General features: G+C 37.7%; 19 protein-coding genes. 9 read left to right on the top strand and 10 right to left on the bottom strand.

Annotated elements, in window-relative coordinates:
- Nucleotides 1–490: 490 nt before the first annotated feature.
- Together AC2SLN_RS06700 and ttcA are read left to right on the top strand one after the other, a co-directional pair.
- Nucleotides 491–1435, top strand: a complete 945-nt coding sequence (locus AC2SLN_RS06700) for an OmpA family protein (RefSeq protein ID WP_486549270.1) — start codon at nt 491–493, stop codon at nt 1433–1435.
- A gap of 337 nt (nt 1436–1772) precedes the next feature.
- Nucleotides 1773–2891, top strand: coding sequence for a tRNA 2-thiocytidine(32) synthetase TtcA (gene ttcA / locus AC2SLN_RS06695; protein ID WP_486549271.1), 1119 nt, complete (start codon nt 1773–1775; stop codon nt 2889–2891).
- A gap of 301 nt (nt 2892–3192) precedes the next feature.
- Here the strand turns inward: ttcA and AC2SLN_RS06690 are convergent, their stop codons facing one another.
- The 6 genes from AC2SLN_RS06690 to ccoN form a co-directional block, all read right to left on the bottom strand.
- Complete coding sequence (locus tag AC2SLN_RS06690; protein WP_486549272.1) at nt 3193–3777, bottom strand: FixH family protein; 585 nt, start codon at nt 3775–3777, stop codon at nt 3193–3195.
- A 70-nt stretch (nt 3778–3847) separates the two neighbouring features.
- Complete coding sequence (gene ccoG / locus AC2SLN_RS06685; RefSeq protein ID WP_486549273.1) at nt 3848–5266, bottom strand: cytochrome c oxidase accessory protein CcoG; 1419 nt, start codon at nt 5264–5266, stop codon at nt 3848–3850.
- A 246-nt stretch (nt 5267–5512) separates the two neighbouring features.
- Complete coding sequence (gene ccoP, locus AC2SLN_RS06680; RefSeq protein WP_486549274.1) at nt 5513–6619, bottom strand: cytochrome-c oxidase, cbb3-type subunit III; 1107 nt, start codon at nt 6617–6619, stop codon at nt 5513–5515.
- The gene (locus AC2SLN_RS06675) at nt 6616–6798 is read right to left on the bottom strand and encodes a cbb3-type cytochrome oxidase subunit 3 (RefSeq protein ID WP_486549275.1); all 183 of its coding nucleotides are present in this window, start codon (nt 6796–6798) and stop codon (nt 6616–6618) included. The genes ccoP and AC2SLN_RS06675 overlap by 4 nt, the downstream gene beginning before the upstream one ends.
- Nucleotides 6798–7436 (bottom strand): cytochrome-c oxidase, cbb3-type subunit II, encoded by a 639-nt coding sequence (gene ccoO / locus AC2SLN_RS06670; protein ID WP_486529801.1) that lies wholly within the window; start codon nt 7434–7436, stop codon nt 6798–6800. Before ccoO ends, AC2SLN_RS06675 begins: the two co-directional genes overlap by 1 nt.
- Before the next feature lie 30 nt (nt 7437–7466).
- Nucleotides 7467–8960: a cytochrome-c oxidase, cbb3-type subunit I gene (gene ccoN, locus AC2SLN_RS06665; RefSeq protein WP_486529802.1), complete on the bottom strand. Its 1494-nt coding sequence runs from the start codon at nt 8958–8960 to the stop codon at nt 7467–7469.
- A gap of 633 nt (nt 8961–9593) precedes the next feature.
- Here ccoN and AC2SLN_RS06660 point away from each other — a divergent pair.
- Nucleotides 9594–9983 carry an SCP2 sterol-binding domain-containing protein gene (locus AC2SLN_RS06660; protein WP_486549276.1) on the top strand — a complete coding sequence of 130 codons (390 nt, stop codon included), beginning with the start codon at nt 9594–9596 and terminating at the stop codon, nt 9981–9983.
- 270 nt (nt 9984–10253) lie between these two features.
- Here the strand turns inward: AC2SLN_RS06660 and AC2SLN_RS06655 are convergent, their stop codons facing one another.
- The gene (locus AC2SLN_RS06655; protein WP_486549277.1) at nt 10254–10649 is read right to left on the bottom strand and encodes a hypothetical protein; all 396 of its coding nucleotides are present in this window, start codon (nt 10647–10649) and stop codon (nt 10254–10256) included.
- A gap of 290 nt (nt 10650–10939) precedes the next feature.
- Nucleotides 10940–11914 (bottom strand): hypothetical protein, encoded by a 975-nt coding sequence (locus AC2SLN_RS06650; RefSeq protein WP_486529805.1) that lies wholly within the window; start codon nt 11912–11914, stop codon nt 10940–10942.
- 713 nt (nt 11915–12627) lie between these two features.
- Between AC2SLN_RS06650 and AC2SLN_RS06645 the strand changes: the two genes are divergently transcribed.
- The 6 genes from AC2SLN_RS06645 (at nt 12628) to AC2SLN_RS06620 (ending at nt 21498) form a co-directional block, all read left to right on the top strand.
- Entirely contained in the window at nt 12628–13863 is a 1236-nt protein-coding gene (locus AC2SLN_RS06645) for a lipoprotein-releasing ABC transporter permease subunit (protein ID WP_486549278.1), read from the top strand.
- A 131-nt stretch (nt 13864–13994) separates the two neighbouring features.
- The gene (gene lolD / locus AC2SLN_RS06640) at nt 13995–14687 is read left to right on the top strand and encodes a lipoprotein-releasing ABC transporter ATP-binding protein LolD (RefSeq protein WP_486549279.1); all 693 of its coding nucleotides are present in this window, start codon (nt 13995–13997) and stop codon (nt 14685–14687) included.
- Nucleotides 14688–14767: 80 nt separating this feature from the next.
- The gene (locus AC2SLN_RS06635; protein WP_486549280.1) at nt 14768–18022 is read left to right on the top strand and encodes a ComEC/Rec2 family competence protein; all 3255 of its coding nucleotides are present in this window, start codon (nt 14768–14770) and stop codon (nt 18020–18022) included.
- Nucleotides 18023–18493: 471 nt separating this feature from the next.
- The gene (sppA, locus tag AC2SLN_RS06630; protein ID WP_486549281.1) at nt 18494–19570 is read left to right on the top strand and encodes a signal peptide peptidase SppA; all 1077 of its coding nucleotides are present in this window, start codon (nt 18494–18496) and stop codon (nt 19568–19570) included.
- Nucleotides 19570–20463, top strand: coding sequence for an alpha/beta fold hydrolase (locus AC2SLN_RS06625; protein ID WP_486549282.1), 894 nt, complete (start codon nt 19570–19572; stop codon nt 20461–20463). Before sppA ends, AC2SLN_RS06625 begins: the two co-directional genes overlap by 1 nt.
- Nucleotides 20464–20619: 156 nt before the next feature.
- Nucleotides 20620–21498 carry a CPBP family intramembrane glutamic endopeptidase gene (locus AC2SLN_RS06620; RefSeq protein ID WP_486549283.1) on the top strand — a complete coding sequence of 293 codons (879 nt, stop codon included), beginning with the start codon at nt 20620–20622 and terminating at the stop codon, nt 21496–21498.
- 92 nt (nt 21499–21590) lie between these two features.
- On the opposite strand, the gene dusA is transcribed toward AC2SLN_RS06620, so the two are convergent.
- Nucleotides 21591–22607, bottom strand: coding sequence for a tRNA dihydrouridine(20/20a) synthase DusA (dusA, locus tag AC2SLN_RS06615; protein WP_486549284.1), 1017 nt, complete (start codon nt 22605–22607; stop codon nt 21591–21593).
- Nucleotides 22608–22705: 98 nt separating this feature from the next.
- Nucleotides 22706–24007: an MFS transporter gene (locus tag AC2SLN_RS06610; RefSeq protein WP_486549285.1), complete on the bottom strand. Its 1302-nt coding sequence runs from the start codon at nt 24005–24007 to the stop codon at nt 22706–22708.
- Nucleotides 24008–24018: the final 11 nt, after the last annotated feature.

The following is a 24018-nucleotide window of genomic DNA, read 5'->3' as shown; positions in this document are numbered from 1 at the left end:
ATTTCCCTTACGAAAGTGCAAATATAGTACCTACTATTATATTATAGTGCATAGTCTATACCATAGGCTTCACAATAAATCTTGCACCTGTCTGAGCACTATTTAAAAAAGTCTCTTATCTAGCAGCCTTATTACTGATCTCTTAACTAGCCTCCTAAGAAAATTTTAAGTTTCCTTAAATCCTCATTACTAAATTTAATACCTTTCATATCAGACTTTAAGAAATATTCATTATAAATTTACCGTCGAATATCTATTTAGCAAGGTTTAACCATTAATACCAACCATTTATCATTTTTAAATACTTGAGCATCGGACAGCAAAGGTATTCTAAAAATGCTTGTGATAGCATAGGTAATTAAATAATAATTTCAGACTATTGAGACCTATAAGGTTTAGATTTTATTAATCACTTGCTAAGCCCTTTACATACAGGTCTCATTTAGGAAAAATAATGAGTAGTTTACTAATGAGTATTAAGGAAATATTTATGATAGACACCAAGTCTAAAGTTTTAAAAACGTCAATTCTGGCAGCCTTAGTAGGTTTCAGTCAAATGGCAATTGCGGATGACGTTAAAGATGATGGTTATCGACAAATTAATCAAGTGGTGTGGGATAAAACAGGCGAGAAGCCATTTCTTTTAGTAAATAATAGCGAGATTCCTCAAAATGAAGGTAACCTTGTTTTTATTCGTCCAGCTGATAACGACGAGTTAGAAACCAGTACAAATATTGGTGTGGATGGAAAGTTTCAAGTCAGCCTTCAGCCGGGTCATTTTTCACAAGTCTTGTATTGTAGTGGCTCTCAAAACATTAGCTTAACGACAACCAGTTTAAAAACTAATGATTTAGTTGAAAGCAACCTTCAAATCATTGATATCGCGCCTCAACAGAATAACTTTTTTTATGTTGATGTAGACGATGTGACTCAGATACCGTCAATGCGTAAGATTGATGATGAAACAGCAAACTCTCTTTTAAAAGATATGCCGCAACAAACGCATCAAATTAGCCGCGTGTATGGAGATTGTCCAGAACCGCAAGTAGTCGTTGCCGCGCCAGAACCTGAACGTGAAAAAGTAGAGTTATTTAAGCCATTCCGTTTGAATGTCTTATTTAAATTTGATAAAGATGAAGTGCAGCCCATGTATAACCAGCGGATTCAAGATTTGGCGAACTTTATGGTAGAGAATCCTAATACCATCGCTGTTATTGAAGGGCATACGGATAGTATTGGTACTGTGCCCTATAATCAAAATTTATCTGAAAGACGGGCGGTAGCTGTAAAAAATGAACTCGTTAAACGCTATGGTGCAGATGCAAATAGATTAACCACAGCTGGATATGGCGAAAGTAAACCAGTGGATACTAACAATACAGATCAAGGGCGTCAAAATAACCGTCGAGTGGTTGCGATCGTCACACCTAAATAACCCTTTCAAATGACAGTTCTGGTTAAGGATTATTCCATCATTGGGATAATCCTTTTTTTATAGGTGTTAATTTGTATGAATTAAAGTTGTTACATAATGGATTGCGTGCTAAAAATATTGGTATAGTCAGCGAACTACTAAACGGTTACGGCGTTAACCTCGTTAAGCCTACTCAAGTAGTACTTACACTCGGTTGCCTTGTAACCATTTTAGACTTCTTTGACTATATTGACTTACCATCAAGATTTTTGCTGATAAGTTTGGCTCGTAATTATTCATTCTATAATTAATACTTTGCTATAATTAAGCTTTAAAATTTAATCATAAGCCAGTTATTATGCCAATAAAAAATATACAAGCTATGTTATATGACCCTTCTGTTACAACAGATAATAGTGGAAGTGTTCAAGATGAAAAAGCTACCCCAATAGAGGCGAATGCCCAAATAGTAACGGAAATTTCTAATAAAAGAGTGCAGAGCGATAGGTATATTGAGCATAAGGGCACTGAGTCTACTAGATTTAAGAAGCTGCAAAAGAAAATCAAAAAACAAGTATCATGGGCCATTAAAGATTTTAATATGATTGAGGATGGCGATATAGTAATGGTGTGTGTGTCTGGTGGAAAGGATAGCTACACACTGTTAGACATACTGTTATTATTAAAGCGAATTGCCCCAATTAATTTTGAGGTGGTTGCCGTTAATCTAGACCAGAAACAACCTGGATATCCCGAGGATATTTTACCGAACTACCTACAAGAACAAGGTATACCTCATTATATTTTAGAAAAAGATACTTATAGCGTGGTCAAAAGTGTTGTGCCTGAGGGAAAAACGTATTGTTCTGCTTGTTCACGTTTGAGACGTGGCTCACTTTATGGCTTCGCTAAGCAAATAGGCGCTACTAAGATAGCCCTAGGTCATCATAGAGATGATATCTTAGCAACTTTTTTTCTAAATCTTTTTCATGGAGGTACTTTAAAAGCCATGCCTCCCAAACTATTAAGTGATGATAAGCAAAATATACTTATTAGACCTCTGGCGTATGTAGAGGAAAAAGATATTATCAAGTATGCGCGTTATAAGGCATTTCCGATTATTCCATGTAATTTATGTGGCAGTCAGGAAAACCTGCAACGGGCATTAATTAACGATATGCTAAGAGACTGGGATAATGCCCATCCGCAAAGATTGGCTTCGATATTTAAAGCGATGCAGAATGTAGCACCTTCACAATTAGCAGATAGGGATTTATTTGATTTTGAAAGCTTAGAGTTGGAACGAGATGAAAATCAACGTTTTTTTGAAGGGGTCAATATACAGGTTGGTGGACAAGCTGATTTGGCTCATATTGGTCTACCCGTGCAGCCTAATATCAATCCCTATGATGTGGTAAAACAAAAGAAGACTGCAGCGATCCAAAAAATTCCAACGGTTAATCCAAGCATTGATTAATAAATGATGAATGACTTATAAAATAAGTGTTGGTAATGAAGGTGTGTTCTAGATATTTTATTTTCACGACACTTAATTTAATCAAGAATCAGCAATCAGTATTTAATTAGCCTTCAAGCTTAAAATGAAAATAAAGTTTCAATACGATATCAACCATTCTAACCTATTTGAAATCGCACTACCTTTGTTCATTCAAGTATTAATTAAATTGGCTAGTGAGTAACTTAGTTTAGGTTAAAGATAAAAAAGGTAATCTTTACGGATTACCGTCGAATAAAAGAGTGACATATATAGTTGCACGTTATTTATCAAAAATAGCTAGAGGTTCAAAGCTTATTTTAGACTGAGGTAGCTTCCCGACATTTTTCAATCGCCAATTCAACTTACCTTCATTACTGACTTCAACATAATATTTTGATTCTAAATCGTCAAGCTGTAAAGTTGCTTTATACTTATTATCGTTGACATGTATTAGGATTGTATCTCTATCTTTTTCTTTTTCAGTGGCATGTGAGATAGACAATCGCAGCTCGTCAGGATAATAAACGGGTGTACCATCATTTAGTTTGCCAGTTGCTAAACTATGGCTGGGGTAGTTAAGAATGAATGTAATCTGATTGTCATCATCAAATAACATCTCGCCTTTTATATCCAAATCATGCGCAAGTTCATCCCTCGATAAATCTTGATATAAAGTTTTACCATCCATATACCAATCATCACGTACCACAGTATCTCCAATTTGGATGGAGTAGTATACAAACCATAAACAAGCGACTACTACAAATAAAGGCAATCCAATAACAAATATAACTACCATGTAATTTTTAAACCATGGTTGTTTATCTTTATGCCCAAAATTTGAGGTGGGCTTTGATGTTTTCATAGTAAAGCCTTAATGAAACTTAATGGTTTCTATAAAGAGCCAGCCCTATATTAGAGCAGACTCTTCTAGATTAATCTTGTCCTTGAGAAGTAAAGATATTTTGTTTAGACACATGGAATTTACCATCTTTACTATCGACATTAAACTCAACAGGTATCTCACTTTGTTGAAGCACTTTAGGATTTCCGACAACGCTTACTGGCATGTCATAGCTTTGTCCCGCATCTAGAGGTAAAGATTTAAATCGAGTACGTAATGACAAACCTTCTTGAGGAGTTATGCTTAACTTATAATCATGCGGGTTTTGCGTTTTATTGGTAATCTTAACAATATAGCTATTCTCAATTAATCCTTCGGAGTTTAGGGAAGATAGCTCATTCCTATCACGCCGAATATCAATCTCAAGAGGAACTCTATCAACTAAAGTATAGAGTAATCCACTAATAAGTACGCTCAAGAGGATAAGATAGGCGAATAATCTTGGGCGCAGTACCTTACTTTTCTCTTTCTCAACTAACTGCCGTTCAGTAGTGTAACGTATTAGGCCGCGTGGGTAACCCACTTTGTCCATAATTTCGTTACAAGCATCTAAACATGCGGCACATTGTATACATTCAACTTGAAGACCATCACGAATATCAATACCTGTCGGGCAAACTTGTACGCACATTGTACATTGTACACAGTCGCCAAGCTCTTCAGGATGAGTCCCTGTCTTTCGAGGGCCACGAGGTTCCCCACGATTATAATCATAAGAGACAATTAGTGTATCTTTATCAAACATTACACTTTGGAAGCGGCCATAGGGGCAAATATGAGTACACATGTGTTCGCGCATGTAGCCTGCATTTGCATAAGTTGCCACTGTAAAAATAAACATGGCTATCCATATCCATTTCGGCCAATCAGGAAATGGAACACCGGCAATAAACTGCCAACTTCCATATAAGGAGTCTGTGCCTGAAACATAACTGACAAATGTGGCAGCGGTAATTACTGCAATAACAAACCATACAAAGTAGATAAGGACTTTTTTAGCGACTTTTGAGGCATTAGTAGGCGCTTTATCGAATTTAATGCGCTTATTACGATCGCCAATGACCCACTTCTCAACGTGCTGATATAAATGGGTCCAGATCGTTTGTGGACATGCATATCCACACCACACTCTACCAGCATATACAGTGACCATAAATAAAGTAAAGGCAGCGATGATTAAAAATGCGGCAAAGAAAAAGAAGTCTTGCGGAAATAAAGTCAGTCCAAAAACGTAATAATGCTGTGTGGCAACATCAAACCAAATCGCTTGCCTTCCATCATACTTTAACCATGGTAATATCAGAAATAGAGCAAATAACCCATACATTGTAAATAGACGAATACGTTGATAGTATCCGCTAGTGAAGCGAGGATGGATTCTTTTTTTAGTAGCATCCATATCGTGGCCCAGATCATGGACGGGGATTTTGTTGGTAGTAGGTGCTGACATTAATGTACCTCTAATGTTTAGAATCATTATGCTGGCTATGTAAGGAGGGGGGTTAAAACTATCAGTATTTATATAATATATTTTATCATTGAATGCAATGTTATCGCTATCAGAATAACACCATGAGTATGAGTAGTATTTGGTACCTAAAAGGACTAAATCAATATCTTATTAAAAAATAGAGGAGGTTGTATCAACAACCCCCTCTATATAAGACAACTTTATACAAATTGCTAATTAAGTTAATTATTCAGCAGCCGTAGCGACTACATTATCATTACTTGTAGAGCTGGCTTGTAGATTACTATTAGATAATGAGTAGACGTAAGCTGCTAAAAGCATAATACGCTCGTTACCTAATTTAGTTTGCCATTCAGGCATCACACCAGCGCGTCCATTACGTATTGTCTCACGAATAGTCTCTCTATCCCCACCAAACAACCAAATGTTATCTGTTAAATTGGCAGAACCAGTTTCAATCATTCCTTTGGCATTCTCTCCATGACATATCACACACTGCTCATTGAAAATGGCTTTACCTTGGGCAACTTTAACCTCATCAAGTTCATAGTCATTTTGATTTCCAGACAGCGCTAAAACATATTCTGCAGCAGCTTTGACACCATTCTCTCCAATAGTATCTCTAAATTCAGGCATACCGCCTACACGACCATTATGTAGGGTTAACAAAATATTCTCAGGTTCACCACCATGTAACCAGTCGTTATCGGTCAAATTAGGGTAACCTGTTGCCCCTTTAGCGTTTGAACCATGACATACAGCACAGTTCTGAAGGAACAAACTTTCACCTGCCATCAGTGCTCGCGTATTTGTAGAGAGCTCTTTTACGTAAGGGGCGAGCTGTTGAATTTGCTCGTTCACACTACTTTTCATCTCAGAAGATGGCTCAGCAGAACTCTTCATATCATGTTGAAGAGTGGCTAAAACAGTTAATGCGTCATTAGCTTTAGGATTGGGCAAGTATTCATTCTGAAAGTTTGCCGTAAAGACTGCATTATTGTCCTCTAGGTCACTATATAACTCATTTTTAGAAGACCATGGTACTGTTTTACCATCTACTTCGACGGTAGCAATACCATTGAACGCATGAGGCATCAAAGCAGGGAAGAATACCCAATAACCTAGAGCCCAAACAATAGTACCGTAAAAAATACCCAGCCACCATTTCGGCAAAGGTTTGTCATATTCTTTAATGCCATCATAGGAATGACCTGTTGTTCCATCATCCTCCAGATCTGTTTTACTGCGAACCATATAAACAAGTACACCAGTGATTAATAACCAGCAACCTAAACTGAGTATGGTAATCCAAGAACTCCAAAATATGCTCATGTCTTATCCTTATTGCGTGAATCGGGAGATGACGAATCAATCATATCGTCATCTAACGCAAGTTGCGCATCTTCTTCAAATCGCTTTTTGTTTTTAGGCGAATATGCCCACCAAGCGATACCTATGAAAGCAATGAATGCCGCTACTGTTGCAAATGTGTGTAAATCACTTATGCTCATTAGCGTTGACCTTCCATAGCCGTCCCAAGCTGTTGTAGATACGCAACCACGGCATCAAGTTCAGTAGCGCCCAAGACTTGGTCTGGAGCTGCTTCGATATCTTCGTCAGTATACGGTACGCCAAAACGATCACGGAAAAGACGTAATTTTTCTTGAACCTTAGCACCATTTACTTCTCTTTCAGCTAGCCAAGGGTAACTTGGCATAACAGATTCAGGCACAACTGAACGAGGATTAATTAAATGTTTCTCGTGCCAATCATTAGAATAGCGCTCGCCAACTCGCGCTAAATCTGGACCAGTACGTTTAGAACCCCATAAAAACGGATGATCCCAAACAGATTCGGCAGCTCTTGAGTAAGGCCCGTAACGTTCAACCTCAGCACGAAGTGGACGAATCATTTGTGTATGACATACATGACAACCTTCACGAATATAGATATCGCGCCCTTCAAACTCCAAAGCTGTCCATGGTTCCATAGTAGGTAAAGGTTTATTTACTCCACCTTCCTCCGGAGACTTGCTGTCAAATATTAATGGGACAATCTCTACTAATGTTGCAAAACTAATTGCAATAACAATAAAGATGACCAGCAAGCCTGTATTTTTTTCAATTATTTCATGAGCTGAACCTGCCATGATGAATGACTCCTTAATGGTTTGCTGGTTTTATACTTTAGCTTGCTGAGTTTCAGCACCGTCTTCGGTAACGATTGAACGATGATCAATAGGGTCTTCACTAGGTAGTGGTCTAGCATCTGGCATTTTAACCGTTTTATAACAGTTATAAGCCATGACAAACATACCACTTACATATAATAATCCACCGAACGCTCGCCCGATATAGGGATAATGTGAGAATTGAACCGTTTCAATAAAATTATAAGCAAGCGTACCATCTGGATTAGTCTGACGCCACATCATGCCTTGGCCTATACCTGAGATCCACATAGAAACGATGTAGAAAATCGTACCAGCCGTTGCTAACCAAAAATGAGTAGTAATTAAGCTAATTGAATACATTTTCGGTTTGTTATAAATACGCGGCAATAGTACATATAGTGAGCCTATAGTAATCATACCTACCCAGCCAAGTGCTCCTGAGTGTACGTGTCCAACTGTCCAGTCAGTATTATGCGATAACGCATTAACTGTTTTGATAGACATCATTGGACCTTCGAACGTTGACATAGCATAGAATGACAAAGAGACGATTAAAAATCTAATGATAGGGTCAGTGCGTAATTTATCCCAGCTTCCAGATAGGGTTAAAACACCATTAATCATACCGCCCCAAGATGGTGCGAATAGAATGATAGAGAATACCATTGCTAATGATTGAGCCCAATCAGGTAGTGCTGAGTAATGAAGATGGTGTCCACCAGCCCACATATATGAAGCAATCAATGCCCAAAAGTGGATGATTGATAATCGATAAGAATAGACTGGACGACCAATCTGAACAGGTACGAAGTAGTACATCATACCTAAGAAAGCAGCGGTTAAATAAAAGCCTACAGCATTATGACCGTACCACCACTGCACCATGGCATCAGTTGCGCCACCAAATAGCGAATATGATTTAAAAAGCCCTACTGGTACAGCCAAACTGTTAACAATATGCAGAAGTGCAATAGTGATAATGAATGCCGCAAAGAACCAGTTTGCCACATAAATATGTGAGGTTCTACGCTTAATGAGAGTACCAAAGAATACGATAGCATAGGACACCCATACAACAGCAATTAAGATGTCAATAGGCCATTCAAGCTCAGCATATTCCTTAGAGGTGGTAATACCAAGCGGAAGGGTAATAACAGCGGATACAATGACTGCTTGCCATCCCCAGAAGGTAAACCATGCCAGATATGGTGCAAATAAACGTGTTTTACAAGTACGCTGTACAATGTAATATGATGTGGCAAATAGTGCAGACCCGCCAAACGCGAAGATTACCGCGTTAGTATGCAGAGGTCTTAATCGACCAAAACTAAGCCAAGCAATATCGAAATTAAGGGCAGGCCATGCTAATTGAGAGGCTATAAAAACCCCAACACCCATGCCAATAATTCCCCAGATGACAGCCATCGTTGTAAAGAATTTTACAATGGTGATTTCATAATCTTGATCAACTGGCGAGACTGCTGTGTTATGTATACTCATTTGAATATTTCCTATACAGCCTTAAGTATCTAGTTTCCAACTCTAAATAAGTCCTTCAAAAACTAAACTAGCTGAATAAGTTGATAATCTAATATCAAACTTAAGAGTATGACAATACAGCAAATTAAGTTAGCGATGGCTCACTTATAAACAACGTTAAGAGTGACGAATTAACGATGTTGAGAGTTGGGTTGATATACCCGATGTTATAAATATGTTGCCATTGTAACTCAAAGTCTGCAAAATATCATCTGACGTAATGGTAAAAAATGTAAAAACCCTTAAAGAATTTGTGGATAAACTAAGTATAAGTAGTTACTCATCAGTCAATATTTACAATGGCAATGATTAAGGTATGTAATAGCAGACGTTAAATTATGATCGAGAACCCTTAAAACTCATAATGCATTCTGCTAACATCCAGTTTAATTGTACAGATTTGATCTCGTGCCAAAATAAAATGTGCTTTTATTTAATATATATAAAATTTGCTTTTGTTATAGAGAGTTGGTTAATATCTAGTAAGTGCATGGATAATTGAGGTATTTTATCAAACATATATTTAAACTGAAATGTATGTTACTTTTTATCCAATATTTTAACGTTTTTTTTATTCAAAAAATAGGAAATTTTATGGCAGTTTTTTTATCTGACGAGTGGTTTAATGAAGTTGATCGTTTAACGGAAGAGGCAGGTAATTTAAATGCCTCACCGTCATTAGCTAATATGCAAATGAATTTAAATGTTACTGAGTCTGCAAACGGTAATGTTGAAGCACATCTTGCAGATGGGATCCTAAAAAAAGGGTATGTAGATGCGGATACTACGGTCATCATTGATGAATTGACCCTTAAAGATGTGTTATTTGATGGCAATATGAACAAAGCTATGGAAGCTTTTATGTCAGGTAAGATTCGTATTGAAGGCGATATGAGTCAGATGATGGCATTACAAAGTGTTAAACCAAGTATTGAGCAAAAAGAATTGTTCAAAAAGATATATGCGATGACTGATCACGCTTAATAATTGCAATTGCTTTGTGTTAATGAATTCAACACAATCATTAAAAAATAGCACCCCAACAATGGCGGTGCTATTTTTATGCGTAGAAATTTATTAAGACAGGCTAATTGAAAAAAATAGCAGTATATTGATTAGCTTAAGCCCAAAATTAAAAGTTCATTGGCACCAGCAAAATAAATAATGATCCTTTTAGTATCGTATCAAATTTTTTCACTGATCGATCTAAAATATTTTATTGTTTATCAAGGCGTTATCAGAAATTGAGTTTGCTTAAGAAAAATGCACTATATAAAACATCAATAGCATGCCTGACATAAAAAATGCTGCACTCATGACGCTTTTAAGATTAATATACTTAGTGTTTGCTAAGATTGAAAAATCAGGTAACGGTAATTTATCAACTGTGACAAAAAACTTAGGCTTATCTTCTATTGGCGTACCCACATTCTTAACTGAATAATTGTTGGAAGAAGCAGGGTTAGTTTGATTTTTTACAGAACTAAAAGCGGCAACAGAAAGATAGCCAGTCTCATTTGAGATACTAGCATGCTTTGAAATAGACTTTGGGTTGTTTACTAAAATATCAGAACTTTGATCAGAGTTCTTCGATACGTTATCAGTTAGATACGTAGATTTAGTAAAAACAATAGTGTTAGGTACTTTCATAATGACACTTTGTAGAAACTTAAGGTCACTTAAAATTTCGATTGATTAAATCAACAAATTAAGTAGACTTTTATTTCTATTTAAAGAAGTTGGTTAATATTAACCTGAACACCTAACCCTTGTAAATACAGTAATTGGCAAAAAGTCAACTATTTTTATAAAAAATGACAAATTATCACCATTTAGGTCATTTTATTAAGCTCTAAAGCTTAAAAAACTAATTTCTATACTAAAATGGGTACATACGTTAGCAAAAAGTTAAATGTTTAAGGGAATAAATTTATAAATATTTAACTGGATTGGTTTTCATGATAAATGGCAGCTTGTAACCAAATATTAGCTTGAATATAATCGTTCACTTCAATTTTTTGGATATATTCAGTAGTGGGTGTAGCTATACGTACCACAAATGGGGTGGCATCTGGTTCACGTAAAATTGCCACGTCTAAAACGGTCAAAGCGTTGTCAAAGAAAACAGTACTTTGTTTACCTAATACTTGCCCCTGACACCATGCTTCATCTTCTTGACCTAATGTTTCACCAAACAAATATGCACACATATGACCAAGGTTTATCTCTACAGGCGCTAGGGGCGTATCAGATTCCGGTTTCCACTCTCTAATTCTTTTTTCGATATCATTAGGGGGCACACCATTATTTTTAGCCACTACGTCATTAAAGGCTCTATGATATCTTATCGCTTCAGGATCTTCGACTAATATAATCTCATCCTGTGCGCTTGGCTGGATGCCATATGCCCAAGCACTAAAATTAACAAAATAAGGTTGGTGCTGACGATACAACTCACTATTTACTGAATAAAGTTGGTCGTAAGCATAGATAACACTACCATCCTCACTTATCAATCGTAAAACAGCATCTTTATTCTCATCATTAACAATAACCCGATCAATGGTACAGGTTAAACCATAAGGGCTATTGACGCAGGGGTAGGCATTAATGAAGTTTTGAATATTGCCATCTTTCATAGCCAATACTTGATTGATATGACACTGCTCATTACCAGATAAAATTAAATGCGCTAACTCTTCTTTTTTTAACGCCGTCTGTAATCCAGAAGCAATTACCGCATTATCAATAGATCGTTGCAGCCAGTTTGGCACCACACCTTCAATGTCATTGGTTAAAATATTCCAGTGGTCTCCATGACCAGCCGTTTGATCTGCACTTAAATTAATTTTGGTGGGATTAGTGCTTGAATGAGAGTTACTGATGGGCGTGTATTTGTATTGTTGAGTGCTCATAATTGTCTTATTTATTAGTTGTTTTATAGGTTAACCGAGATGAGTTTTTTATTTATTACAAATTATTGACATTTAGTGTGCAAAGTTCAATCGAGAGCTGCTAAATTGTATTAAAAATAGAGTTCTACTAATTTTATAAAGTTGACGCTTTAAGGATGTTTTTAATTTTTTTTAAGCGACGCTATCCAATTTAGACTACTCCTTTATGATCAGTTTTTATTTGGTATTTATAAGGTTAGCTAACAACGACCAAATTAAACGAGCTTCTACTTATTTACTTATCATAAGGGCAAGTTATTTGATTACAAGTTTCTAAGCAAAATAACCCTTATTTAACATGTTGATTTAAGGGGTATGTTAATAATCATGCTATGAGTACATTCAATATAATATAATTCTAGCAAATGGCATAGCCAAGCTAGCGTTATTTATGTCAAACTATGCCACTTTATGAACTCGTCATAGTTGGGCGTCTCCTCATTTACAGTAACTTAAATTTACAAGTTATGCAGGTTATGGGCTAAAAGTGGCTATATGCTCGTCACACCGTGTCTGATTTTTAGCGAATATACTGATATTTTATTCGAAATCTTTCATGTTTGACGATACTCCATCTTATTTTAAGCCTAATAATCTAAATGCAGGCACGCCGTAAAACGATTTTTCCCTTTTACAATTGCTACTCTTCATTTAATTGAGTAAGAGCTTACATTATGTTTCGTCCTTTAGCCTTATTTTTAGGGTTACGATATACTCGCGCAGAGCGCAGCAATCGTTTCATCTCATTTATCTCACTTATTTCAATCATTGGTCTAACATTGGGTGTTGCCGTCCTTATTACTGTCTTATCAGTGATGAATGGATTTGATAGAGAAATAAAAAGCCGTATTTTAGGCATGGTTCCACAAGCCACTGTTACCTCAGGTCATATTATTTCAGATTGGGAGCCTCTTCTAACTGAAATTAAAAAAGATCCTGACGTTAGTGAAGCTGCACCATTTATCAACTTACAAGGTATGTTGACTGCTAATGGGCAAGTTGCTGGGGTTATGGTCGCAGGCGTAGTACCAGAGTACGAAACTAAGGTGTCCATTGTCGGCGAGCATATGACCGAGGGCTCGTTTAATGCGCTTAAAGAAGGCGATTTTGGTATTATCCTAGGCATCGATTTAGCTCAGTCTCTGGGGGTTTCGATGGGGGATAAAGTAACTTTAGTGTTGCCTGAAGCATCGCCGTCACCTGCAGGTATTATCCCAAGATTCAAACGTTTTACCTTAGTGGGCACTTACGATATTAGTAAAGAGGTCAATAATATTGTGACTTATATTCCTATGAATGATGCCGCAAAGTTACTGCGTTTACCGGGTGGTGCTCAAGGGATTCGGATGAAAGTGGATGATATTTTTGCCGCACCTGGCGTTGCTCAGAGGGCAACACAACATGACCCAGAAATGCTTTATCCGAATGACTGGACACAAACGCATGGCAATTTATTTAGTGCGATTCAAATGGAGAAGGCCATGATTGGCTTGCTCTTATTCTTAATTGTCATTGTTGCGGCGTTCAATATTGTATCTAGCCTAATTATGATGGTCACAGATAAAAAATCTGACATTGCCATTCTTAAAACATTTGGTGCTACGCCCAAGCTTATATTGCAGGTATTTATTGTTCAGGGAATGTTTATCGGAGTAATTGGCACGGTAATAGGTACAGCCATAGGACTCGCCATTGCCTTTTCAATCAGTGATATATTCGGTTATATCATTCAAATCTTTGATTTACATATGCCTGATGCTTACCCAGTTAATTTCCTGCCTTCCTATGTTAAAGCAACCGATGTATTTATCATTACGTCAGCGTCATTTTTATTGAGTTTCTTGATGACGATTTATCCTGCAATGCGCGCGTCAAAAATTCAACCTGCACAAACGTTGCGTTATGAATAAATTTTACTGGTTACCTTTATTAATTAGCACTTAGTAGTAAAAAAGTTAGCAGTAAAAAACTGAGGCTAGAGTGTGAAGGGTATAGGAATAACCCTATTAAAATACATAAAAACACAGTAATTGAGAAAATTATGTCTGAGATATTAATCGCTAAAAATATTAATAAAATTTATGATGAAGGTAGTATTCGCACGCAAGTCCTCACTGGATTAGACATTTCGATTAAGCAAGGCGAACGTGTGGCTATCGTTGGCGCAAGTGGTTCTGGTAAAAGTACGTTATTACATTTATTAGGTGGGCTGGATATTCCAACTTCTGGCGAAGTTTGGTTGCATGGCGATTGCTTAAATAAAATGAACGAAACAGAGCGCGGTAACATGCGTAATAAACATCTGGGGTTTATTTATCAATTTCATCATCTCTTACCTGAATTTACTGCGATTGAAAATGTGGCTATGCCATTACTGTTACGTAAACATGTACCAATTTCAGAAGCTCGTACACAGGCTATTGATTTGTTAGAACGAGTGGGTCTTGGTCATAGATTAGAGCACCGTCCAGGGGAGTTATCAGGTGGTGAGCGTCAACGAGTATCTATTGCGCGCGCCTTAGTGACAAAACCTTCATTAGTGCTAGCGGATGAACCAACGGGTAATTTAGATTACGATAATGCCCAAAGTGTTTTTGCCTTGTTAGCAGAGCTACAAGAAACGTTGCAAATGGCTCTATTGATGGTTACCCATGACCGAAGCTTGGCAGCCAAGGCAGATAGGCAGTTATTACTTAAAAATGGCCAATGGTCCCAGTTTGAGGAAGGGTTTTAAAATCTTTTCATAAGCTATATTTTAAGCCAACGAAAAGTGAACATGTTGGTTTATTTAAGACATCTATCAAGGATTGAATAGTGATATGGCTAACAGGGATTGTTTCTATAGCTTTCATGCTGGCTATCTTATCAATTCATCCACAAGAACTTGCTTTAATAAGCACTTCTGTCACTAGTGAACAGTGGCAAGTAACAAGCTATGTTTTACTTAGCTTAGTCGTATTGCTTTGCATCATCATCCAGTTGTTTAAAAGAAGGCTGGTGCCTCAAAGTAAATTCCTTTTACCATCCATATGTGCTAAGTCGCAACCCCTAACGCCGACACGTATGATCTTAAAGCAAGGTGTAATAATACCGCTTGTTAGGGGATTAAGCTTGCTTGTATTTTTATTGGCAGTTATAACAAGCACCTTAGCACAGCGTGTGAATTTACTAGAAAAATCTCCTAAACAATCGCTTTATGTTGAAGCGGTTGTGACTCCGATAGGTCTAAGTGACCGCCTCCTAACAGTAAATATCGTAGAAGATGCAAACGCAGAGGCGACTGCTGTGGTGCAAGGGTATCGTCAATTAGTGAGATTAACAAATATCAAGCCTTATGTGCACTTTCAAGATAGAGGTAATACAGCAGGGGGAGATACAGCGAGTGTAAATCCATTTTATATACCAGATAATCGTCTGAATAGACAAGATAACCCTTTAAGTATCGACCCAGATTCAATCATAGCCAGCGATAATGAGGGTGTGACTACTGCTAAGAGCGATGCACAAAAGAAAGTTAAAAATGAGGCTAAAAGCAATCTTGCAGAACGTTTGAATGTGATGAGTGACATAACCGATATTGAGAGCTATAGTAATGACAGGGCCGCAAATAGGGTAATACAACAGAAGCCTGTAGTAAATGCTAATGCTATAGAACATGATAAAAAAGTAGACATCGGCATACCTGACTATCATGAATTACCAAGTAGCATGACAGTCCTACTAAGCTCATACAATATTGATGACCAGTGGTTAAATGAGTTTTCTCCGGATAAGGTAATAACCTTACGGCTTAAATTAGAGCCTATAGAGTTTACAGATGCAGGTAATGGCTTTAATGAATATCGCTGGTTGAGTACACGCCATGCTACTGCGCTAGCGCATATAATCAGAACAGATTTGCAAGGGTTTGACCAGATTAAAAACCTAACGACAATACAAAAAATTGCTAACATGCGTTATCAGTTTCGCCAGCACTTTTTATCTTTGATTAAAGTTCGAGAAACAAAAATTCAAGAAATGGCTCTACCAGATAATCAGGTAAATAGCCCTTACGTAGCAATTCAACCCAACATCAATAACCATGACCATATTGCGGTTACTTTAAGCCTGCTCACGGGAGACAGAAGTTTAATTAGCTCTGAGATGACTGGACGTTATCGATTTGCTGGAATATCGCACTTATTAGCCATATCGGGTGCTCACGTACTTTTCTTAGCGGTATTATCAGCAACTATAGCAACAACTGCAGTCAATTACTTGTATCCCAGTCTCTATCGCATACTGCCTCGCTGGCAGCTGAGCTTTGTTATCGCAGTGGCTGTGGCTTTTATGTATGCCCTATTTGCAGGGTTTGATATACCAGCGATTAGAACGGCACTAATGTTGGTGGTAATTGGCGTTGTACGTTACTCATTGGCAGCCTCCTCTGTATTTAAAGTGCTTTTGGTCATTGCTTTAGCTATGGCATGGCAGGATATTTATGTTCTATGGCAAGCAGGTTTTTGGTTGTCTTTTATAGCGGTTGTTGTATTGATTATCTACACCCAGCGATGGGGACTCGTAAAAGAGATAAACACTGGATTAACCTCGTTATCATTAGTTGATAATCAGCAAGAAACGTCTAAAATAAGCACATTTAAAGCCTTACTTGTCAACTATTTGAAGTTGCAATTGTGGATGTCTATTGCATTATTGCCAATCAGTTTATGGTTATTTGGCAAAGTCTCATTGTGGGGTCTGTTGGTCAATATTTTTGCCATTGGTTTATTCGGTTGGTTAATTGTACCACTCAATTTATTGGCAGGATTGGTGTACACAATTTGGGCAGATGTCGCAGACATGCTATGGCGTTTTATATTCCAGATATTAGACACCTTTCATCACTTTTTATTTTTATTACAAAGTTCAGCAAGTCAAACAGGATGGCTATATACTGACATAAGCTTGCCTTTATTATTTTTAATTATTATGGCTGTATTGCCTTGGATCATATCGAAAGGCGTGTTAAGCCATTTGTATTCAATACCACCGATCACTGTGCTCATGTTTTTGCCATTCATAGCCAAAGAGCAATCAGAACAGCTTACTCGTATTATTCCCATAGAAATGAGCAGCAACCAGTTGTCTGCTACATTGGTAACTAACACTAATTATAATTGGTTACTGTTATCCGCTTATCCAAACAGTTACGATACCGATGTGATTTTACTTGAAACGCAATTGTTTGAGGCATCGAAGTCTGTCTATGATTCTTTGAAAAACCATCAGGTAAGGCATTTGACAGGAGTAGTGGTACAGACGGCAACACCAGAGTTAGCTTTTTTAGTGGCAAAGATTAGACAGGATATGCCAATTTCTTATTATTGGCAGGCAGGGCTCGAACACAGTCAGGAAAAAGTGGATGGATACTTAAAAAAAGTGCCTTTAACTCCTCAAAGTTGCAAAAAAGGCAGTTTGTGGCAATTGAATCATAACACTTCCAATAATTTGATAAGGGAGTTTGATAAGGTCAGCTTAATGGCAATAAGTGGTTGGCCTGAAATTGACGATAGTCAAGTATGGGACTGCACGTTACAAATGGACAGTAAATTGACGGTAGGCATAGAACAAAATAATGGGTTAAAATTGTTATCGAACCAAGAGACAGAAGTTAGCGATGTCGTCAATGCCAATAATATCAACAATATCAATAAAAATCTCGGCATAGACGATGCTAGGATTAATCAGTCAGCTTTAGAGGCTAAAAAGAATACTAAAGGCAACAATCAATCGACGAGCTTCATTTTTTATACTAGTCCACAACCAAGACATGCTAAATTATGGCAGTCCATGTGCCATGATCCAGTATTCGCTACAACCAATACCATTTCAGATCGCTTTTATGGTTCTTTAGAAAATAAACACTGGCTTTTAACGGCTAAATCTTATGCTGATGCTGATTTAATCGACTCAATGCAGCCAATATCCTTGGATATTGTTGATAAAACTGACCAGTCAGTACCCTCTACAATGAAAGAGGTTGAGTTGTACTGGCAACAAAATTATTTAAAATTAAACCACGCTAAATAAACGTCTATGATAGTTATCATTCGTTTAAATACTAAGTGATGGTAAGTGTTATAAAATCATTTGTTACGTTAAAATCATACTCTGGTTTAAATGTCGCACTCAAACCATCAATTTGAGCGTAATAAACTTTAATATAAGCAATATAAAGCTATAAGCAATATAAAGCATTCTTTAACAAATATAAAAAAATTATCGAAATATAACCAAAGGTATATTGAATCTTATTACCGCTATCGTCATACTGCTACCCGTAGCATTTTCCGAGTCTTTTTTTTGTCATATTTGCAGCAATAGAGAGTTATTGAAAGAAATGAATAAAGTCCAATTAAATCAGTTTGCGTTGCGCCTTTAACGATCCTGATACTTTATCGAATTGATATTTTAACTGTTTTTTATAAGCGTAATATATGGAACAGACCTTCGTTTAATCTGTTTTAACTCATGTATTCATTACTAGGATTTATATTTTCTATGTCTAACTGGCCACCTGATCCAAACAAAGCTCCTGATAATAATTCAACTCCAAACCCTGAAAAAAACCGTTTAAATAATCCTCCTAGTGGCCTGCCAGCTAATACGAGAGGGCGAGAGTGGCATTTGCTTGAAAAAACCTTGATGGCAAGCATTGAAGAACAGCGACGTGCCAGACGATGGCGTGTAATATCCAAACTGTTAACCCTTGGTGTTTTTCTGCTAATATTTTTTATGATGGCTCGAGGCTGTACCCCTACAGAAACTGGGCTGAGCGGTGTTGATACCAGCAGGAATCATATCGCGGTTGTTGATGTGGAAGGTGTTATTAGTGCGAGTGATATGGCAAATGCAGATGATATCAGCGCCGCACTCACGGAAGCTTTTGAGGCACCTAAGGCTAAGGCGGTAGTCCTGAATATTAATTCGCCTGGTGGTTCACCTGTCCAATCTGATGAAATTTGGCAGACGATGATGGATTTGCGTACCGAATATCCTGACAAGAAGCTCTATGCTATTATTGGTGATATTGGCGCATCGGGTGCTTATTATATCGCATCTGCTGCAGATGAAATCTACGTTAATCCTTCAAGTATTGTCGGTTCGATTGGTGTTATTATGCCTAGTTACAACGTTGAAGGATTAATGGATAAAATGGGCATAAAAGATGGTACGCTTACCGCAGGCGAATACAAAGACATTTTAAGTATGAGCCGTCCTTTAACAGATTTTGAAAGACAGCATGTTGAAAATGTCTTAGATAATACACACAAACACTTCATTGAGGCAGTCCAAAAAGGGCGTGGAGATAGACTAAAAAATACCGAAGAAAATAATATATTCTCAGGTTTATTTTGGACAGGCGAGCAATCCATTGCATTAGGCCTTGCTGACAAAACAGGTAATATCCGCACTCTTGAAAAAGAGCTGGACATTGATAACGTAGTTAATTATACGCCCATTGACCCTATGCAAGAGCTATTTGGTAATTTTGCGATTAAGCTTGGTGCTGGCATTGGATCGACCATAGATATGAAGCTGCTTCCTCAAGATAAGAATACTGGCGAGATGCGCTAATGGACGTTAATAATTCAAAAAAAAATAAAAGCCATCCTTATGATTTTTCCAATTTATCTGTCTCTAAAGTGACAGGTAAACCAGTTATACATTTTGCGCATGCTAATGGTATGCCAAGCCGAGTTTATCAGCCGATATTTGATATTCTTGAGCAACACTTTACCCTTGAGTATATTCCTACGTTGGGTTTTGATGAGTCTGGTAAGTCGACTTATGCCATCGATAATCATTGGAAGGATCTAACTAAGCAAGTTATTGATAGTGTGGCTAAGCTAAAAAAAAAGCATAAGGTGCCTATTATTGGTATTGGTCATTCGCTTGGCGCATTGTGTACGCTTCAAGCAATTTATCGTAAACCCAAGCTTTTCAGTCAAGCTGTATTAATGGATCCACCTTTAATTTATGGTAGCAGTAGTTTGCTTTGGCATTTGGCTAAGTTGACGTCTGCAAAGAGAGTAGATAAGGTATCTCCTGCGGGTATTTCAAAAAAACGCCGTGATGTATGGGAGAGTAGGGATGAAGCTAGAGACTTACTTCAGCCGAAAGGGTTTTTCAAAAATTTTGATCCGCGTTGTTTTGATGCCTATATTCAATATGGGTTGCGCGAGCGTCAAGATGGTAAGGTAACGTTGACCATTCCAAAACAGGCTGAGGTTGCTGTATTTCGCACAAATCCATCCCTATACTGGCTTAAACCTAATAGGCCCCCAAAACGCAAAGTCACATTAATCGTGGGCAGTGATAGTCAATTTCAACATCGAGGTTTTCCAAAGAAGGTAACAAAGCGCTTATCCATTCCTTACACACTGCATAAGGGGGGACATATGTTTCCTCTTGAGCACCCTGACTCTGTTGCCGAATTGCTTATGAATACAATCTCTGAGCAATCATAACCTTTAGATGTGGATCTTGAGAAGAAAGTTCTATAGAAAGGCTCAATATTTCTATCATATTTGGATTACAAGAGTTAGCTTGTTATTGGTCTAATAATGGATTGAGCAAGGTCTTTTTGAAACTCCTAAACATGTTCATTTGAAAGTTCATTAATTATGCCGCCAAATTTGACGAAACGCTCAGACAGTTCACGACGTAGCAGGGAGTATAGTAAATCTGGCTCGATAACTCAGCCCAAGTTTTTTACAAAAATAGGCGTGGGTTGTCTGATTGTCTGGATGATAGGGCTGTTTGTGCTAGTGCAGCTACTTGGGATTTATCTATTTACGCCAATAGTCTTGAATGACGCCAAGATGCTTCCTGCAGAAAGGTTTGGTATTGGTAGCTATAATGGTACTGTTATAAGCTACACAATGCTTTTAACATTCATTGTGTTATTGGCGTCTATTTATGGCATAGTAAAATGGCGTATAAATAGTGCACAACAGAAGAGAATGCAGAACCAACAAGTATACGCTACTCGCCTAGAACTGCATCAAACGACCCGTCATAAGTACACGGTGGCAGATTATTTAGCAATTCAACCTTTTTTACCACGAATAGCACTGGCTGTATTGAGTTTGTGGGTGGTTTTTTTGATAATCAGTGAATCTATCACTTATTTACTCGACAAAAATCCCAGTGCATTTGTTGATAGTTTATATTTTACAGCTGAACCGAAATGGCTACTTATATTAGTCATGGTTATTATAGTGCCTATCTATGAAGAGCTTGTATTTCGTGGGGTCATTTGGTCAGCATTAAAAGAGCAATTGGTTGGTATGAGGGGCGTATTACTGGCAAGCGTGGTCACAAGCTTACTTTTTGCGATTATCCATTTGCAATACGACTATTATGAAATGAGTGTCATTTTTATATTGGCCCTATTGTTTAGTTATGCTCGCTACAAATCAGGGTCAATAATAGTGCCAATTATCATCCATATTATTAACAACGGCATGGCAATGTGGCAATATCTATACGTTCTCGACTAATATTCTCGAATAAAGGTTGATTTCTGCATTCAGTAAACTTGTAAGCGTCCAGAATCACTGCAATTATGTGTAAATGCCGAGCTAGCAATACTTTAAATAATATGAGTGTCTTTATGAGATTCTATGAATGCTAAGGTGTGGTCTCCAGCTTCCCTAATTTGTGACACGGTAAGTTGCTGTTTGCCACTTAACGCCTGTCGCCATTTACGTGCGCCTGGCAAGCCTTGGAATAACCCTAAAAAGTGCCGAGCGATTGAGGGTAAATGTTCTCCTTTCGCAACTTGCTCTTCAAGATAAGGGTATAGGTTTGCTAAAATATCCTCTCGACTGGGCGGTACCTCTCCCCATAACTGCATGGCTTCTGCTAGGATATAGGGGTTTTGGTAAGCGGCACGACCTATCATTACGCCATCAACTTGTTCAAGATGGGCTTTAACGTGTTCAATAGATTTAATACCGCCGTTTATTTCAATCTTAAGCTCTGGATAGTCTTGTTTTAAACGGTACACATCATCATATCGCAATGGCGGAATGTTACGGTTTTCTTTTGGGCTAAGGCCTTCAAGTAAAGCAATACGCGCATGCACAATGAATCGTTTGCAGCCTGCATTGGCACTCGCATCAACAAAATCTCTCATAAATTCATAGCTGTCAAAGTCATCAATGCCAATTCGATGTTTCACTGTTATGGGGATATCAACCTCTGCTTGCATGGCACGCACTAGATTTGCTACCGTATTGGGCTCTGACATAAGACAGGCACCGATTTTATTATGCTGAACCCGGTCTGAGGGGCAACCAACATTGATATTAACTTCATCATAACCACGCTTTTGAGCCTCAATCGTACAGTGGGTCATCTCGGCGACATTAGCGCCACCAAGTTGTAACACGATAGGATGTTCCGTTTTATCGAAGCGTAAAAGCCGATCTTTATTACCGTAAATGATGGCCCCAGTGGATATCATTTCAGTATATAAGAAAATATAAGGATTAAACAGACGTGCAAAATACCTGTAATCAGTGGTAGTCCAGTCGATCATCGGTGCAACTGATAGTCGCTTATCTTTCATTATGTGCTTATTATCCATTAGGTGTTTGTTATCCATTGCAGATTTTTTATGTACTATATTAATGGCTATACCGTCCGTTAAGAGTTTTGTTCAAAGCCAGAGAATAGTTGATTTTTATAGGTTTGATTGATAGGTCATTTAATCGTTTCATCAAGTGCTCTAAACTTAGGGGATCGATAAAGGTAAAGGCCGATAAGAAAAGCTACTAGCCCAATAAATGTTAGATATAGTGCGGGAGAGAAGCTGATATGATTGGTTGCATAAGCTAAGCCAAAAGGTAGGATGCCGCCAACAGCGCCATAGGTAATATTATAGGTTAGGCCAACAGCCGTTAAGCGCTGGCTAGTTGGGAATAACTGTACTAGAACTGAAGCGCTAAGGCCAACAATACCAATACTAAAGCCTAAAACTGCATACATTACCAGTATGTATTGACCGCCATTGGCGATATGATAATAAAATGCAAGTGCACTAATAACAAGTGCTAGAGATCCAATCATCATTGTTTTTCCCGTACTATTTTTGTCTGCAAGCAGCCCATAAAAGATACAGCCTAACAAAATAAATAGTAAACCAACATCGTTAGAGAACATCAGAAGTGATTCGTCGACGCTAAATCTGAGTAATACTAAGTCAGGTAACATAAGGGCAACTACGATGACCGAGCTTGAGAGAATAAATGTCAGTATACAGGCTAAAAAAATAGCATTAAAACGTCTAAATGATGATCTAATCGTGGGATGCTCATTAATATGGGCAGTTTGATTTTTTTGCTCTAAAAATATAGGTGTTTCATCTAATGCATGCCAAAATAAAAGAGCTATAAAACTGAACATTGCACCTAAAATAAAGGGGATTCGCCACCCATAGTCAATAAGTTCTCCCTGAGTATAGGTATTCGATAGTATTTCGAAAAAAATACTTGATGCGATACCGCCCATCATAAAGCTACCTGCTACCATGCTACAGTAGGTTGCCAAATTGCTTCTATGAACATGTTCTGCGATATAAACCCAGCCGAGTGGTGCATGGGCGCCAAAAGCCATACCTTGAAGCAAACGAGCTGCAAAAAAAATGATAGGGGCAAGTATACCAACTTGAGCATAGGTTGGGAGACATGCTGTTATTAGTGTGGTTAATGCGATGAGTGATAAACTGATAAGTAACGCAGGTTTACGCCCATGGGTATCTCCATATCGACCAATAATAAACCCCCCAATAGGGCGTGCTATATACCCAGCTGTAAATAAGCTAAGTGCTTGAAGTTTAGACAGTATAACGTCATCACTAACGGGGAAAAAAGCAGCACTAATAATGTCTGCCATATATAGATAAATTAAAAAATCAAAGTAGGCAACTGCATTAGCAAAGCAAATGATCAGGATTTGCTTAGCATCAATGGATCTCGATGTACTAGATAGATCGTTAAATGGCATGGGTATCTGCT

It is taken from the genome of Psychrobacter sp. CX90, assembly GCF_057396305.2.
Note: the sequence above shows the minus strand (reverse complement) of the source record. Positions and strands in the feature narration are given on the sequence as shown.

What these genes read in the sequence shown, in the direction of transcription:
- lolD (WP_486549279.1), top strand. Translation starts at nt 13,995, where the DNA reads ATGTCTGAGATATTAATCGCTAAAAATATTAATAAAATTTATGATGAA.
- ccoO (WP_486529801.1), bottom strand. Translation starts at nt 7,436, where the DNA reads ATGGCAGGTTCAGCTCATGAAATAATTGAAAAAAATACAGGCTTGCTG.
- AC2SLN_RS06620 (WP_486549283.1), top strand. Translation starts at nt 20,620, where the DNA reads ATGCCGCCAAATTTGACGAAACGCTCAGACAGTTCACGACGTAGCAGG.
- AC2SLN_RS06650 (WP_486529805.1), bottom strand. Translation starts at nt 11,914, where the DNA reads ATGAGCACTCAACAATACAAATACACGCCCATCAGTAACTCTCATTCA.
- AC2SLN_RS06660 (WP_486549276.1), top strand. Translation starts at nt 9,594, where the DNA reads ATGGCAGTTTTTTTATCTGACGAGTGGTTTAATGAAGTTGATCGTTTA.
- AC2SLN_RS06625 (WP_486549282.1), top strand. Translation starts at nt 19,570, where the DNA reads ATGGACGTTAATAATTCAAAAAAAAATAAAAGCCATCCTTATGATTTT.
- AC2SLN_RS06700 (WP_486549270.1), top strand. Translation starts at nt 491, where the DNA reads ATGATAGACACCAAGTCTAAAGTTTTAAAAACGTCAATTCTGGCAGCC.
- ccoG (WP_486549273.1), bottom strand. Translation starts at nt 5,266, where the DNA reads ATGTCAGCACCTACTACCAACAAAATCCCCGTCCATGATCTGGGCCAC.
- AC2SLN_RS06655 (WP_486549277.1), bottom strand. Translation starts at nt 10,649, where the DNA reads ATGAAAGTACCTAACACTATTGTTTTTACTAAATCTACGTATCTAACT.
- AC2SLN_RS06690 (WP_486549272.1), bottom strand. Translation starts at nt 3,777, where the DNA reads ATGAAAACATCAAAGCCCACCTCAAATTTTGGGCATAAAGATAAACAA.
- AC2SLN_RS06675 (WP_486549275.1), bottom strand. Translation starts at nt 6,798, where the DNA reads ATGAGCATAAGTGATTTACACACATTTGCAACAGTAGCGGCATTCATT.
- ccoN (WP_486529802.1), bottom strand. Translation starts at nt 8,960, where the DNA reads ATGAGTATACATAACACAGCAGTCTCGCCAGTTGATCAAGATTATGAA.
- dusA (WP_486549284.1), bottom strand. Translation starts at nt 22,607, where the DNA reads ATGGATAACAAACACCTAATGGATAATAAGCACATAATGAAAGATAAG.
- AC2SLN_RS06610 (WP_486549285.1), bottom strand. Translation starts at nt 24,007, where the DNA reads ATGCCATTTAACGATCTATCTAGTACATCGAGATCCATTGATGCTAAG.
- sppA (WP_486549281.1), top strand. Translation starts at nt 18,494, where the DNA reads ATGTCTAACTGGCCACCTGATCCAAACAAAGCTCCTGATAATAATTCA.
- ccoP (WP_486549274.1), bottom strand. Translation starts at nt 6,619, where the DNA reads ATGAGCATATTTTGGAGTTCTTGGATTACCATACTCAGTTTAGGTTGC.
- AC2SLN_RS06645 (WP_486549278.1), top strand. Translation starts at nt 12,628, where the DNA reads ATGTTTCGTCCTTTAGCCTTATTTTTAGGGTTACGATATACTCGCGCA.
- ttcA (WP_486549271.1), top strand. Translation starts at nt 1,773, where the DNA reads ATGCCAATAAAAAATATACAAGCTATGTTATATGACCCTTCTGTTACA.